The organism is Streptomyces sp. NPDC003635 (assembly GCF_053587635.1).
Map to the genome: position 1 here is coordinate 34,698 of NZ_JBSFOK010000010.1, position 14,617 is coordinate 49,314.

12 protein-coding genes and 1 pseudogene are annotated in these 14,617 nt (G+C 71.6%); 3 read left to right on the plus strand and 10 right to left on the minus strand.

Annotated elements, in window-relative coordinates:
• Positions 1-81: 81 nt before the first annotated feature.
• Positions 82-2,022 carry a Xaa-Pro dipeptidyl-peptidase gene (locus ACWDRW_RS12315; protein ID WP_451722468.1) on the minus strand — a complete coding sequence of 647 codons (1,941 nt, stop codon included), beginning with the start codon at positions 2,020-2,022 and terminating at the stop codon, positions 82-84.
• A 200-nt stretch (positions 2,023-2,222) separates the two neighbouring features.
• Between ACWDRW_RS12315 and ACWDRW_RS12320 the strand changes: the two genes are divergently transcribed.
• Positions 2,223-3,728 (plus strand): M1 family metallopeptidase, encoded by a 1,506-nt coding sequence (locus ACWDRW_RS12320; protein WP_451722469.1) that lies wholly within the window; start codon positions 2,223-2,225, stop codon positions 3,726-3,728.
• Positions 3,729-3,771: 43 nt separating this feature from the next.
• On the opposite strand, the gene ACWDRW_RS12325 is transcribed toward ACWDRW_RS12320, so the two are convergent.
• Positions 3,772-4,251, minus strand: coding sequence for a macro domain-containing protein (locus ACWDRW_RS12325; RefSeq protein ID WP_451722470.1), 480 nt, complete (start codon positions 4,249-4,251; stop codon positions 3,772-3,774).
• Between the two features lie 255 nt (positions 4,252-4,506).
• Here ACWDRW_RS12325 and ACWDRW_RS12330 point away from each other — a divergent pair, with 255 nt between their 5' ends.
• On the plus strand, positions 4,507-5,220 hold the full coding sequence (locus tag ACWDRW_RS12330; protein ID WP_451722473.1) for a MerR family transcriptional regulator: 714 nt from the start codon (positions 4,507-4,509) through the stop codon (positions 5,218-5,220).
• A gap of 108 nt (positions 5,221-5,328) precedes the next feature.
• Here ACWDRW_RS12330 and ACWDRW_RS12335 read toward each other — a convergent pair whose 3' ends face one another.
• From ACWDRW_RS12335 to ACWDRW_RS12355, 5 genes are all read right to left on the minus strand, one after another.
• A complete protein-coding gene (locus ACWDRW_RS12335) occupies positions 5,329-7,500 on the minus strand; it encodes a 3-hydroxyacyl-CoA dehydrogenase NAD-binding domain-containing protein (protein ID WP_451722475.1) in 2,172 nt (723 codons plus the stop codon).
• 41 nt (positions 7,501-7,541) lie between these two features.
• Positions 7,542-8,756 (minus strand): acetyl-CoA C-acetyltransferase, encoded by a 1,215-nt coding sequence (locus ACWDRW_RS12340; RefSeq protein WP_451722477.1) that lies wholly within the window; start codon positions 8,754-8,756, stop codon positions 7,542-7,544.
• Positions 8,757-8,815: 59 nt separating this feature from the next.
• Positions 8,816-9,958, minus strand: coding sequence for an acyl-CoA dehydrogenase family protein (locus tag ACWDRW_RS12345; RefSeq protein ID WP_451722478.1), 1,143 nt, complete (start codon positions 9,956-9,958; stop codon positions 8,816-8,818).
• Complete coding sequence (locus tag ACWDRW_RS12350; protein ID WP_451722479.1) at positions 9,955-11,085, minus strand: CaiB/BaiF CoA transferase family protein; 1,131 nt, start codon at positions 11,083-11,085, stop codon at positions 9,955-9,957. Before ACWDRW_RS12350 ends, ACWDRW_RS12345 begins: the two co-directional genes overlap by 4 nt.
• A 96-nt stretch (positions 11,086-11,181) precedes the next feature.
• The gene (locus ACWDRW_RS12355; RefSeq protein WP_451722482.1) at positions 11,182-11,574 is read right to left on the minus strand and encodes an MmcQ/YjbR family DNA-binding protein; all 393 of its coding nucleotides are present in this window, start codon (positions 11,572-11,574) and stop codon (positions 11,182-11,184) included.
• A gap of 92 nt (positions 11,575-11,666) precedes the next feature.
• Here ACWDRW_RS12355 and ACWDRW_RS12360 point away from each other — a divergent pair, with 92 nt between their 5' ends.
• Positions 11,667-12,845 (plus strand): saccharopine dehydrogenase family protein, encoded by a 1,179-nt coding sequence (locus tag ACWDRW_RS12360; protein ID WP_451722484.1) that lies wholly within the window; start codon positions 11,667-11,669, stop codon positions 12,843-12,845.
• Between the two features lie 64 nt (positions 12,846-12,909).
• Here ACWDRW_RS12360 and mmpA read toward each other — a convergent pair whose 3' ends face one another.
• From mmpA to ACWDRW_RS12375, 3 genes and pseudogenes are all read right to left on the minus strand, one after another.
• On the minus strand, positions 12,910-13,056 hold the full coding sequence (gene mmpA / locus ACWDRW_RS12365) for a morphogenic membrane protein MmpA (RefSeq protein WP_451722486.1): 147 nt from the start codon (positions 13,054-13,056) through the stop codon (positions 12,910-12,912).
• A gap of 504 nt (positions 13,057-13,560) precedes the next feature.
• A pseudogene (locus ACWDRW_RS12370) lies at positions 13,561-14,241 on the minus strand (endonuclease V); the annotation flags it as partial.
• A gap of 28 nt (positions 14,242-14,269) precedes the next feature.
• Positions 14,270-14,599, minus strand: a complete 330-nt coding sequence (locus tag ACWDRW_RS12375; protein ID WP_451722488.1) for a plasmid stabilization protein — start codon at positions 14,597-14,599, stop codon at positions 14,270-14,272.
• Positions 14,600-14,617 lie beyond the last annotated feature (18 nt).

Below are 14,617 nucleotides of genomic sequence, written 5' to 3' on the forward strand. Positions count from 1 at the left end.
CCTCCACGACGCCTGACGGACTCGTCGCGGCTCCGCGGGACTTCACCACGCCCCAAGGAGGCGCCGCGGCTCTGCTCGACTTCACCGCGCCTCCGGGACTCGCTGGGCGGTGCGTGGGTCGCGTACGCCGTCCAGGACGGCCTCGCCCGGTGCGGCGGCCGGGCCCGAGGTGGCCGCGCGGAAGGCGTCGGCGCCGCCGGCCAGCGGCACCCGGGCCGAGGTACGGGACAGATCGAGCGTCAGGGTCGGCCTCGTGGACGGCGGTTCGATGAGGTCCTTGTCGGTGCCCGCCACGATCAGCGCGAGCCGGTGCCCGGCCGGGACGACATGGTCGGTGGCCGCCAGGTCGAGGGTGACGGTGTACGGCTCACCGAGCGTCAGGGGGGCTCCTCCGGTCGAGGCGAGGTCGGCCCAGCCGCGGCTGAGGACCGTGTAGTCGACGTCGGCCGTCCTGGCGGCGGTCTCCTTGAAGCAGGCGCTGTCGCCGGTGGTGCTCGCGCCCCAGCAGGTGCGCTCGGCGAGCGTGGTGATGCCCTCGCCCGCGGTGGCGTAGTCCCGGATGGTGTCGGGACCGAGATCCACGAGCACGGCCGAGAGATGCGCGCTCGACGTGGTCGGGGTGGCCGTGACGGTGACCTTCGAGGACCCCGACAGACGCAGGTCGCGGGTGAGCGGTCCGGTGACGAAGCCCGCCTTGTCGGGGGTGGCCTGGTCAACGCGGGCGGCCCAGTCGGTCTCGTCGTTGGCCGGGTCGTCGGTGAAGGTCTCGGTTCCGGTGCCCCGGGTCAGGCCGAGGGTGCCGACGCCCTCCTGGGCTCCTTCGGCGGGGCGCAGGGTCGTCCGCTCGGTGCCGCGCGGGGGCCAGACCTTCGAGGTGACCCACTGGTCTGGGGCCCGTTCGATGTCGGCCATCGGTTCCTCGTCGATGCCGTTGTCGTAGCCGAGCAGTTCATGGTCGAACCACCGGTGCAGGGTGTTCACCCACTCGGCGCGCCGGAAGTCGAAGGGGTCGACATGGCCGACCTGGGAGAGCCAGATCTTGCGGTCCACGCCGCTCTTCGCCAGGGCGTCCCACCACTGGCCGAAGTGCTTGGTGCGGACGTTGAGGTCCTGCATGCCGTGGATCACGAAGACGCTGGCCTCGACCTCGTCGGCGTCCGGCACGTAGTTGCGCTCGCTCCACAGCGGCGTCCAGGCGCCGGTGCGCGGGGCGCCGGCGACGATCCTCTGCTGGACGGCGGCGCAGCGGGCGCGGGCCTCGGGGCTCTCGACGTAGTTCGACAGCCAGTCGGGGCCCGAGTCGAAGAGGGGGGCGCCCTGGGCGAAGTAGTAGTCGTACCAGGAGGAGATGGCGCCGATGGGGACGATCGTCTCCAGGCCCTCGACTCCGGTGGCGGCGACGCCGTTGGCGATCGTGCCGTCGTAACTCTTGCCGATCATGCCGGTCCTGCCGTTGGTCCAGCTCGTGGCCTTGGCCTTCGTGCTCCCCGTCCGGGTGGTGTACGCCTTGCCGCGGCCGTTGAGCCAGTCGACGACGGCCTTGGCGGACTGGATGTCGGAGCGGCCGCCGACGTCTACGCAGCCGTCGGAGCGGTTGGTGCCGGCCAGGTCGACGCCGACGAAGGCGTAGCCGCGCGGCACGAAGTAGTTGTCGTAGAAGAGCGGCATCTGGACGACGTCGCCGTCGGCGTCGTACGTCTTCTTCTGGCTCTCGTTGCCCCGGCCGCAGCAGGAGTAGTAGGGGCTGGCGTCCATGATGACGGGGATCCTGCCGCCCTGTTGGGCGGGTTCGCTCGGGCGGACGATGTCGACGGCGACCCGGTCGGTGCGCCCGTCGGAGTCGCCGTCGAGCCCGGTGTCCACCCAGACGGCCTCGCGGATGGCGGCGTCGTAGGAGTAGACGGGTTCACTGGTGCGCGGGCCCGCTTGGGCCGTCGCCGGTGTGAGGAAGGTGGCCATCAGGGCGGCCGTGGCCGCCGTCGCGAGCGGTCTCCAGGTCGTGAAGCGCGTGCGTATCGGCATGCGCGGGACGGTACATCGGTCAACTCCCGCGCAGAAGAGGGCAACCGGACGCGCGAGGGGTCGCGTGGGACCGGCGGGGCCCGTCGGTTCATGTCGGCCGAATGGCGATCGTGTGACAGTGGCGGCCATGGACACGGGCGGGCCCACGGGGAGTGAATAGGCTCCGAACAGCCTTCGGTCCCCAACGACTTGGAGCTTTCGTGCACCGCAGATTCTTCGCACCGGGCGCGCTCGCGGCCGCCTCCCTCCTGCTGGCGATCCCGGCATCGGCCGCGAGTTCCTCCCCCGGCGCCCCGGGCATCGGCGATCCCTACTACCCGGCCTACGGCAACGGCGGCTACGACGTCTCCCACTACGACCTGCGGCTGAAGTACCAGCCGGAGACGGACCAGCTGGACGGCACCGCCACCCTGCTGGTCCGCACCACCCAGGACCTGTCGCGGTTCAACCTGGACTTCCTGCTGGACGTCAGCGAGGTACGGGTGGGCGGCGCGAAGGCGTCGTTCACGACCTCCGGCGAGCACGAACTGGAGATCACCCCGAAGAAGCCGCTCGCCAAGGGCACCGAGGTCGCCGTGGTGGTGCGCTACAGCGGGGTGCCGTCGTCGAAGCAGGCGTACGGCTTCACCAGCTGGCACCGCACCCCCGACGGCGGGGTCGCCTCCGGCGAACCCGAGGCCGCCTGGTGGTGGTTCCCCAGCAACGACCACCCGCGGGACAAGGCCACCTACGACGTGTCGGTGGCCGTGCCGGACGGCACCCAGGCCGTCTCCAACGGCACGCTCCAGTCGACGAGTTCACGGCTCGGCTGGACCCGCTGGAACTGGCGCTCCAACAAACCGCAGGCCACGTATCTCGCCACGCTCGCGGTCGGCCGTTTCGACCTCACCACCGGCACGACCGAGAGCGGCATTCCGGTGGTCAACGCCTACAGCAAGGACTTGGGCGACAACTACAACGCGGCGAAGGCCAGCATCGAGCGGTCGGGCGAGATCGCCGACTGGCTGAGCGAGTACTTCGGGCCGTATCCGTACAACGCGCTCGGCGGGTACGTGCCGAACACCACGACCCGGTTCGCGCTGGAGACCCAGACCCGGCCCTTCTACAGCCCGGTCCGGTTCGCCAACGGCACGAACACCTATCTGGTCGTGCACGAGCTGGCCCACCAGTGGTACGGCAACCTCGTCTCGGTCTCCGGATGGAAGGACATCTGGATCAACGAGGGCTTCGCGCGCTACTCGGAGTGGCTGTGGTCCGAGCACGAGGGCGAGGGCACCGCGCAGGAACTCGCCGATTACGTGTACGCCTCCCGCGCCGCCGACGATCCCTTCTGGACCGTACGGCCGGGTGACCCCGGTCCGGACAACCAGTTCCACATCGCGGTCTACGACCGGGGCGCCCTCGCGCTCCAGGCGCTGCGGAACGAGATCGGGGACGAGGACTTCTTCGCGATCCTGAAGGGCTGGGGGACGAAGTACGCCTACGGCAACGCGACCGTGGCCGACTTCCAGCGGTACGCGGAGCAGGTGTCCGGGCAGCCGCTGGGGGCGCTCATCGACACCTGGCTGTTCCAGCCCACGAAGCCGGCCGCGCCCGCGGCGCGTTCCGCGTCCATCGCCGGGGAGGCGTCCGCTCCCGCGAAGCCCAGGTCGTGGGAGAAGATCGCGGCGACGAACGACGTGCACGAGCACGAGCACGAGCACTGAGCGGTCGTGAGGCGGCCCAGGACCGGCTCCGGCCCGGGCCGTCTCACTCCCCGTGGTCGTAGACCGTGACGGATATCCCCCGGCGGACGAGCCGCTCCTCGACGAGCGGCTCCACGCGGGACCACTTGCCGCCCGCGAGGCCGCAGCCGATGCGGGGCATGTGGACGGAGGCGCCCAGCTCGGCCGCCTTGTCCGCCAGCCGTTCCAGTGCCGCGTCGATCGCCTCGTAGCGCACGGGGACGCCCTTGCTGCCGGTGCGTGTGCCGCGCTGGCCGACCATGTTGGCCACCCACACATACGGCTCGACCTGGACGAACTGAACGGCTCCCAGGCCGAAGTCGTTCGCCGCGCGGTCACGGTGCCAGGCGCGGTAGGACTTCTCCGGCTGCGGCCAGCGGCGCGAGACGGCGAGCACGAAGCCCTTCCCCCAGCCCCCGATGTCGTTGCAGACATGGGCGATCAGCTTGACGCCCTTGACCGACGGAACGGTGGCGTCACCTCGGACGTAACTGATCTTCGACATGACGCCACCGTAGGCGGTGCCACTGACAGCGGCCCCTGGATTACCTGGTGAGCTCGGTACCACTCTCTGGTGCGCCCGGGCTGGGGTGTGCCCGGGTGTCCTTGCACAGGTGTGGTCCGTACCGCCGTGTGGGGCAGCACAGACCAGGAGCCCACGACGATCGCGCCGTATGCGGTGGCAAACGTCACGGCGCGCTCCTTCTCACATGGTCACCGGAGGTTTCACAGTGTTGGTGAGACAGCGATACTGCTGCACATGACGACCGACGCCGAGCAGCCGACCCTCACCATCGACGAGCTGGCCGCACGGGCCGGCGTCACGGTCCGCACGGTGCGGTTCTACGGCACCAAGGGGCTGCTGCCGCCGCCGGTGATCGGTCCGCGCCGGGTCGGTCACTACGGCAGGGACCACTTGGCGCGGCTCGCGCTCATCGAGGAGTTGCAGCAGCAGGGGATGACGCTGGCCGCGATCGAGCGGTACATGCAGCGGCTGCCGTCCGGCCTGAGTACCGAGGATCTCGCCATCCACCGGGCCGTGGTGGCCTCCTGGGCCCCGGACGCGGTGGAGACGGTGTCGCGGGCGGAACTCCAGCGGCGAGCGGGGCGGGAGCTGGCCGACGAGGACCTGGAGCGGCTCGCCGCGATGGGTGTGATCGGCGCCGACGGCGAGGCGTTCCGGGTGGACGTCGGGGTGCTGCGGCTCGGGGTGCGGCTGCTCGAGATGCCGTTGTCGCAGGAGGCGATCCTGGCCGCGCGGAAGGTGCTGATCGAGCACTCCCGTGCCGCCGCCCACGAGCTGGCGCAGCTGTTCCGCGGCGAGGTGGCCGAACGCGCCGCCCACGACGTCAAGTCGCTCTCCTCCGACATGCAGCCGCTCGTCGTACAGGCCCTGTTGACGACGTTCCAGCGGTCGCTGAAGGAGGAGCTGCGGGACTGGGTGAAGGCGCCGGAGGCAGACGGATCCGCCTGACCCACCCGGTTCGGTGGTGCCGGGGTGGCCGAGGACCCGGTCCGCGCCCTCGCCGCGGAGGATCTCCAGGAGGGCGAGGGCGGGCCGGGTGCCCATGGGGGCGGTTGGTCAGCGGGCGTCGCCGAACGTCTCCCCCTTCTCCGCCTTCTCCACCAGCAGCGCGGGCGGCGTGAAGCGGTCGCCGTAGCGCTCGGCGAGTTCTCGCGCGCGTGCCACGAAGCCGGGCAGGCCGCCCTCGTAGCCGTTGACGTACTGCAGGACTCCGCCGGTCCAGCCGGGGAAGCCGATGCCGAAGATCGAGCCGATGTTGGCGTCGGCGACCGAGGTGAGGACGCCCTCCTCCAGGAGACGGACGGTGTCCAGCGCCTCGGAGAACAGCATGCGTTCCTGCATGTCCCGGAAGGGGATCTGCGCGCCGTCGCGGGTGAAGTGCTCGCGCAGGCCCGGCCACAGGCCCGCGCGCTTGCCGGACTCGTCGTAGTCGTAGAAGCCGGCGCCGGCGCTGCGGCCCTCGCGGCCGAACTCGTCGACCATGCGGTCGATCACGGCCTCCGCGGGGTGCGTGGCCCAGGTGCCGCCCGCCTCCTCCACGGCGCGCCTCGACTCGTTGCGGATCTTCCTCGGCAGCGTCAGCGTCAGCTCGTCCATCAGGGACAGCACCTTCGCCGGGTAGCCCGCCTGGGCCGCCGCCTGCTCGACCGACGCGGGCTCGATGCCCTCGCCGACCATCGCCACGCCCTCGTTGATGAAGTGGCCGATGACGCGGGAGGTGAAGAAGCCGCGGGAGTCGTTCACCACGATCGGCGTCTTGTTGATCTGTCGCACCAGGTCGAAGGCGCGGGCCAGCGCCTCCTCCCCCGTCCGCTCGCCCTTGATGATCTCGACGAGCGGCATCTTGTCGACCGGCGAGAAGAAGTGCAGCCCGATGAAGTCGGCCTGGCGCTCCACGCCCTCGGCGAGCGCGGTGATCGGCAGCGTCGAGGTGTTGGAGCACAGCAGCGCGTCCGGCTCCACGATGTGCTGGATCTCCTGGAAGACCTTGTGCTTGAGCTCGGGGTTCTCGAAGACCGCCTCGATCACCGCGTCACAGCCGGCGACGTCCTGCGGGTCGGCCGTCGGCGTGATGCGGGCCAGCAGGGCGTCCGCCTTCTCCTGTGTCGTACGGCCCCGGCTCACGGCCTTCGCGCAGAGCTTCTCGGAGTAGCCCTTGCCCTTGACCGCCGCTTCCAGGGCCACGTCCTTCAGGACGACCTCGATGCCCGCGCGGGCGCACGAGTAGGCGATGCCCGCGCCCATCATCCCGGCGCCGAGGACGGCGACCTTGCGGACCCGGTGCGGCGCGATCCCCTTCGGGCGGTTGGCGCCGGAGTTGACGGCCTGGAGGTCGAAGAAGAACGCCTGGATCATGTTCTTCGAGGTCTGCCCGGCGGCCAGCTCGACGAAGTAGCGCGCCTCGATCACCTGGGCCGTCTCGAAGTCGACCTGGGAGCCCTCGACCGCCGCCGCGAGGATGTTGCGCGGTGCCGGGTAGGGGGCGCCGTTCGTCTGCTTGCGCAGGCTGGCCGGGAAGGCGGGGAGGTTGGCCGCGAACTTGGGGTTGGCGGGGGTGCCGCCGGGGATGCGGTAGCCGGGCCTGTCCCAGGGCTGCTGGGACTCGGGGTTGGCCTCGATGAAGGCGCGGGCCCTGGCCAGCATCTCCTCCTGGGTGGCGACGACTTCGTCGACGAGGCCGTTCTCCAGGGCGCGCCGGGGGTTGTACTGGGTGCCTTGGAGGAGGACCTTCAGCAGCGCGTCGGTGATGCCGAGGAGGCGGACCGTGCGGACGACTCCGCCGCCGCCCGGGAGCAGGCCGAGTGTGACCTCGGGGCAGCCGATCTTGGAGCCGGGCGCGTCGAGGGCGACGCGGTGGTGGCAGGCGAGCGCGATCTCGTAACCGCCGCCGAGGGCCGCGCCGTTCAGCGCCGCGACGACCGGCTTGCCGAGGGTCTCGATGCGGCGCAGGTGGCGCTTGATGGCCATGCCGCCGTCGAAGAGCTCCTGTGCCGTCTCGGGGGTGACCCGGATCAGGTCGCGCAGGTCGCCGCCGGCGAAGAAGGTCTTCTTGGCGGAGGTGATGATGACACCGCGGATGGTGTCCTTCTCGGCCTCCAGCCGGTCGGTGACCTGGGCGAGGGAGTCGCGGAAGGCCTGGTTCATGGTGTTGGCGGACTGGTTCGGGTCGTCGATGACCAGCGTGACGACGCCCGCGCGGTCCTGTTCCCAGCGGATGGTGGTGGTCATGAGGGGGTCTCCGTAGAAGTCTCGTGTGGCCGCTGGGGTGGTCAGACGCGCTCGACGATGGTGGCGATGCCCATGCCGCCGCCCACGCACAGCGTGGCGAGGCCGTAGCGCTTGTCCTGGCGCTCCAGTTCGTCGACGAGCGAGCCGAGGATCATCGCGCCGGTGGCGCCGAGCGGGTGGCCCAGCGCGATGGCGCCGCCGTTGACGTTGACCTTGTCCAGCGACAGGCCCATGTCCTTGACGAAGCGCAGGACGACCGCCGCGAACGCCTCGTTGATCTCGACGAGATCGATGTCGTCGATGGTCAGACCGGCCTTGGCGAGGGCCTTGCGGGTGGCCGGGGCCGGACCGGTGAGCATGATGGTGGGCTCGGAGCCGGAGACGGCGGCGGAGACGATCCGCGCGCGCGGGGTGAGGCCGTAGCGCTCCCCCACCTCCCTGGAGCCGATGGCGACCAGCGCGGCGCCGTCCACGATGCCGGAGGAGTTGCCGGCGTGGTGGACGTGGTCGATCTTCTCCACCCAGTGGTACTTCTGCAGCGCCACGGCGTCGAAGCCGCCCAGGTCGCCGATGTCCGCGAAGGACGGCTTCAGCTTGGCGAGCGAGTCGGCGGTGGTGCCGGGGCGCATGTGCTCGTCGTGGTCGAGGACGGTCAGGCCGCTGCGGTCGCGCACGGGGACGACCGATTTCTCGAACCGGCCCTCCTTCCACGCGGCGGCCGCCCGCTCCTGCGACAGCGCCGCGTACTCGTCGACGTCGCGCCGGGAGAATCCCTCGATCGTGGCGATCAGGTCGGCGCCGATACCCTGGGGCACGAAGTTGACGGCGAGGTTGGTCATCGGGTCGTTGAACCAGGCACCCCCGTCGGAGGCCATCGGCACCCGGGACATGGACTCCACACCGCCCGCGAGGACCAGGTCCTCCCAGCCCGAACGGACCTTGGCGGCGGCCATGTTGACGGCCTCCAGACCGGACGCACAGAAGCGGTTCTCCTGTACGCCGGCCACGGTGTCCGGAAGTCCGGCGGCGACCGCGGCGATCCGGGCGATGTCGGATCCCTGGTCGCCGACCGGGCCGACGACGCCCAGCACGATGTCGTCGACGGCGGCCGGGTCGAGACCGGGGAAACGGGCGCGGATCTCGTGGATGAGTCCGACGACAAGGTCGATGGGCTTGGTGCCGTGCAGGGCGCCGTTCGCCTTGCCGCGGCCGCGCGGGGTGCGGATCGCGTCGTACACGTACGCTTCGGTGCTCACAGGGAAGCCTTTCGGTGAGGGTCGGGCCGGCAGGAGGCTTCGGCCGAGCGGGAGGGCTGTCAGCCGAGCAGGGAACGGCCGATGATCTCCTTCATGATCTCGGTCGTACCGCCGTAGATGGTCTGGATGCGTCCGTCCGTGAACGCCCGGGCGACGGGATACTCGCTCATGTAGCCGTAGCCGCCGTGCAGTTGCAGACAGCGGTCGGCGACCCGCTTCTGCAGCTCGGTCGCCCACCACTTGGCCATGGAGGCGTGGACGGCGTCGAGCCCTCCGCTCGAGTGTTCCTCGACGCACCGGTCGAGGAACGTGCGGGTGACCGCGCACTCCGTGGCCATCTCGGCTATCTCGAACCGGATGTGCTGCTTGGTGGCGAGCGGCCGGCCGAAGGCCTCGCGCTCCTTGACGTACCGCGTGGTGATCTCCAGCAGGTGCTCGGCGCCCGCGATGGCGGCGACCGCGATGCTGAGCCGTTCCTGGGCGAGGTTCGTCATCAGATGGACGAAGGCGCCGTTGAGCTCACCCAGGAGGTTCTCCTTGGGCACGCGGACGTCCTGGAAGAACAACTCGGCCGTGTCCTGCGCCTTCTGGCCGATCTTGTCGAGGTTCCGGCCCCGCTCGAAGCCCTCCGCGCCCCGCTCGACCACGAGCAGGGACAGGCCGTGCGCGCCGCCCTCCGGGGTCGTCTTCGCCACCACGATCACCAGGTCGGCGAGGATGCCGTTGGAGATGAACGTCTTGGAGCCGTTCAGCAGCCAGTGGTCGCCCCGGTCCTCGGCACGCGTCTTGATGCCCTGCAGGTCGGAGCCCGCGCCCGGCTCGGTCATGGCGATGGCCGTGATCAGCGAGCCGTCGCAGAAGCCGGGCAGCCAGCGGCGCTTCTGCTCCTCGGTGGCGAGAGAGGTCAGATACGGCCCGATGATGTCGTTGTGCAGGCCGAGGGCGAGCCCGGGCGTCCCCGCGCGGGTGAACTCCTCGGCCATGACGGCGCTGTAGCGGAAGTCCGCGGCACCCCCGCCTCCGTACTCCTCGGGCACGGCGAGCCCGAGCAGGCCCTGCTTGCCGGCCGCGCGCCAGGCGTCCCGGGAGACGACGCCGTCCTTCTCCCACTGCTCGTAGTGCGGCAGCACCTCCCTGGCGAGGAAGCCGCGCACGGTCTCGCGGAACGCTTCGTGCTCGTCGGAGTAGATCCGCCGCTTCATTCGGGGCCCTTCATCAGATCGGGTACGTCCCAGTCGCGCGCCACGTCCTCGGTGTCGGCGCCGGGCATCGCGGGCCCGGAGCGGACGGCGGTCGGGGTAGCGGAGAAGCGGGGCGCCGGGGCGGGCTGGGGGATGCCGCCGTGGTCGGTGAAGGTGCCACGGGCGGCCAGGTGCGGGTGGTGCGGGGCCTCGCGGAGCGTGAGGACGGGGGCGACGCAGGCGTCGGAGCCCTCGAACACCACCGTCCACTCCTGTCTCGTACGGGACTTGAAGCGGGCGGTGACCGCCTCGCGCAGCTCGCCCCAGCGGGCCCAGTCCTTGCGGGCGTCCGCGTGGCCCTCGACGCCGAGCAGGTCCAGGAACCGGTCGTAGAACTGCGGTTCGAGGGCGCCGACCGCCATGTACTTGCCGTCCGCGGTCTCGTAGGTGCCGTAGTACGGGCAGCCGCCGTCCAGGAGGTTGGCGGCGCGGCGGTCCTGCCAGCCGCCGGCGGCGACCATGCCGTGGATCATCGCGGAGAGATGGGAGGCGCCGTCGACGATGGCGGCGTCCACGACCTGGCCGGTGCCGGTCGCGCGCGCGTGGTGCAGGGCGGCGAGGAGGCCGACGACGAGGTAGAGGGAGCCGCCCGCGTAGTCGCCGAGCAGGTTGGCCGGCGCGGGCGGGGGCGTGCCGGGGGCGCCGATCATGCCGAGGGTGCCGGTGAGCGCGATGTACGCGATGTCATGGCCCGCGCGCGGGGCGAGCGGGCCGTCCTGGCCCCAGCCGGTCATACGGCCGTAGACGAGCCGCGGGTTGCGGGCCCGGCAGTCCTCCGGACCGACGCCGAGGCGCTCGGCCACTCCGGGGCGGTAGCCCTCGATCAGGAGGTCCGCGCGAGCGGCGAGATCGAGCACGCGCGCGGGTCCGTCGGGCGCCTTCAGGTCGACGATCACCGAGCGCTTGTTGCGGTTGGTCACGTCGTACGCCGGATCGATCGCGAGTCCGGGGCCGCCGGGCCGGTCCACGCGGACCACGTCGGCGCCGAGGTCGGCGAGGAGCATCGCGGCGAACGGGCCGGGCCCGATCCCGGCCAGCTCGACCACGCGTACGCCGGTGAGCGGCCCGTGTCCTGGCGTCTTTGCCATCCGGTCCCCAGGGTCGGTGTGACACTACTGCTGTAACACCAGCGATGTTAGGAATTCGTCCCAGTGAGCACAAGAGCAGAGCGAGCGCTTGGTTATTTACACCCTGCCTGACTTCGCGTCGAGCTCCGCTATGAGCCGCTTCGGCGCGATCGCCCGGTAGCTCTCCTCCACCCAGTCGCACAGCAGCTCCGCGGCCGGCGCGCCCGCGCGCTCCAGCGGGACCGCGACCCACCCCGCCTTGCCCAGGCCGTAACCGGCCGGCTCGGCGCCGGGGCAGGTCAGCGCGTGGGCGTGGGCGGCCTCGCCCTTGAGCTTCACGGTGACGCCCAGCGGATGGCTGCCGTCGTCGACGCCGAGGAAGACGAACACCTTCCTGTTGACCTTCGCGACGGTCTCGCCCCAGGGAAACTCTTCCGTCGCACCGGGCAGGCCCAGGGCGAACTGGCGTACTTTCTCCCACTTCTTCAGGGCGTTCCGGTCCACGGCCATCCGCTGCCTCCCGGGCTCGACGTCGGGCTCCGCATCCCTCACGCTAGCCTCGGCCACCGACAACGGCGCGAGGTACGGGACCGAGAGGTGTCATGAGCAGGCTGAACAGGACGGACCGTCCGTACGACATCGTGCTCTTCGGGGCGACCGGCTTCGCCGGGGCGCTCACGGCGGAGTACCTGGCGGCCAACGCGCCGGAGGGGCTGCGCTGGGCGATCGCGGGCCGCGACGAGACCAGGCTGAACCGGCTGCGCGAGTCACTGCCGGGCGGCGAGGGCGTGGGCGTGCTGCGCGCGGACGTGGCGGATCCCGGCTCGGTACGCGAACTCGCCCGGCACGCGCGCGTGGTGGCCACGACGGTGGGGCCCTACGTGCGGTACGGCGAGGACCTGGTCGCCGCCTGCGCGGACAGTGGAACGGACTATCTCGACCTCAGCGGCGAGCCGGAGTTCGTGGACCTGATGTACGTGCGCCATGACGCCCGCGCACGGGAGACCGGCGCCCGGATCGTGCACGCGGCCGGGTTCGACTCCGTCCCGCACGACCTGGGCGCGTACTTCACGGTCCGGCAGCTGCCCGAGGGCGTGCCGCTGACGGTGGACGGCTTCGTGACGGCCGGCGCCATGTTCTCCGGCGGCACGTTCGCCTCGGCGCTGGGCCAGATGGCGCGCGGGCGCCAGATGGTGGCCGCCGCGCGGGAACGGGCCCGGCACGAGCCGCGTCTGGTGGGCCGCCGGGCCCTGGCCCCGACGGGCACGCCCCGGTTCGCCGGGGAGGTGGGCGCCTGGGCGGTGCCGCTGCCCACCATCGACCCGCAGATCGTGCGCCGTTCCGCGAAGGCCCTGGACCGCTACGGCCCGGACTTCCGCTACCGGCACTACGCGGCGGTACGGCGTCTGCCCGTCGCCGTGGCCGGTGTCGTCGGCGTGGGCGGTCTGGCCGCCGCCGCCCAACTTCCGCCTGCCCGCCGCTGGCTGTCGGACCGGCTCAAGCCCGGCGAGGGCCCCAGCCCCGAGAAGCGCGCGAAGAGCTGGTTCTCAGTCCGCTTCGTGGGCCAGGGCGGTGGCCGCCGGGTCTTCACCGAGGTCTCGGGTGGTGACCCCGGCTACGACGAGACCGCGAAGATGCTCGCCGAGTCGGCCCTCTGCCTGGCCTTCGACGAGCTCCCGGCCACCTCGGGCCAGGTCACCACGGCCGTGGCGATGGGCGACGCGCTGACGGAACGGCTGCGGCGGGCGGGGATCGTGTTCCGGGTGGCGGCGAGCCGCTAGAGGGCCTCGGTACGGGCACCGGTACTCGGTACGGCCGCCGGCGCTCAGTACGGCCGCTGTACCCCTACAGCGGCCACTGGGCGACGGTGTAGATCATCCCGCAGATCCAGGCGAGCGCCGCGAGAGCGGCGGCCACGAGTGCGGCCGTCACGGCACGCTCGACGGGACGGTTCGGGTCGGCGAGGGGCTTCGGGGAGCGGTGGGACGTCATGGGCTCGAGCCTGCCGGGCGGGCCGGGCGCGGACATCCGTACGGCTACTCAGTCGACGTACTCAGCCGGCGCCCAGCCCCCGAGGGCCGCTTCGAGGGGGCCCCGCAACGCCGGCTCCTCGGCCGCGATGCGGCAGGCCAGCGGGCCGATCTCCCACCCCGCGTGATAGTCGTACCAGGGCGGTGAGCCCGCCGCGTTGTGGGCGAGCTTGCCGACCAGCTCCCCGAGCCTCAGCACGAGGTGCTCCCGGGCGGTGAGCCCGTCGGCCGCTCCGGCGCCGCGCAGCAGCCCGAAGATCTCGCCGCCCCGGTGCCACTGGTCCCGGTCGCCCGCCATGTCCAGCGCGGCCACGATCTCCGGCGTGCGCCGCCCGTCCGTGACCGCCGCTTCGAGTACGCGGCCCGCCCAGGCGACCGGATCGCGTTGCCGCTCGTACAGGGCGCGGCCCCACGACTGACGGCGGTCCCGCCGGGCCTGCGCCGCGAGGTCCTCGTTCGGCGCAACCGCTGCCCGCAGGGCGCGGCGGCACAGGGCGTCCGCTCTGCGGGTCGTCTCCGGGAGGCGGTAGGCCGGGGTGAGGGCCAGCGTGTGGGCGCAGGCGTTGTCGAGGCCGACCCGGTGGCCGACGGAGACGAAGACCGGCTTGACGGCCTCCCGGGTGCGCAGGGCCCGGCCGACCTCCTCGGTGCCGGAGAGCAGCGGCGACGAGGATCCTCTGGCCGCTCCGGGGTCGTCGTAGGCGAAGGTGAAGGGGTTCTTGGCCACGCCGATGGTCGAAAGGCCCGTGAGGACGCCCAGGTGGCTGGCCAGGCCGAAGCGACGGGGGTGGGCGAGGCCGTAGCCGTCGCAGACCACCAGTCCCGGCTCGCACGGGAGCGCCTCGAGGGCGGCCAGGACCGTGGGGATCTCGCGAAAGGCGAGCAGGCCGGGCACGTACGGGAAGGAGATCCGGCCGACGGCCGTCGCCTCCGCGACGACGTCCAGGGTGGACGCGTCCAGGACGACGGCCGCCGCGGCGACGACGTCCAGCTCGTCGTCGTAGGCCACGTCGACGCCGGTCACCCGCCCGGTCCCGGGCGGTGGCCCCGGTTCGTCCAGCACCACACGGGTGCGCAGATGGTCCTGGACGGCGCGGGCGTCTTCCTCGGTCGCGGGCCAGTCCGCGGGGATGCGTACGGTCGTCATGATGGGGACGAGCGTACGGGCCCCTGGGTCAGCCCTTGTTACCCAGGGCGCGCTTGAGCTGGCTCTTGTTCATGTCCGAACGGCCCTGGATGTTGCGGCGCTTGGCCTCCTCGTAGAGCTGGTCGTAGGTCGGACCCTGGGAGCCCTTGCCGGACCGCTGTCCGCCCCGCTTGCCGGACGACATGTCCTGTGTCGAGGTGCGGCTCGCGGTCTTGGACTCGCCGGAGCGTGCGCGTTCCTTGTTCACCGTGCGGGCCGCGATCTCCTCGGCCCGACCGGTGCTCTCGCCCCGCTCCTGCGCGCTCTTCTTGATGTGCTCGTACTGCCGTTCCCGCTTGGGACTCGAACCGGCCGGCATGGGAACCCACTCCTTCCG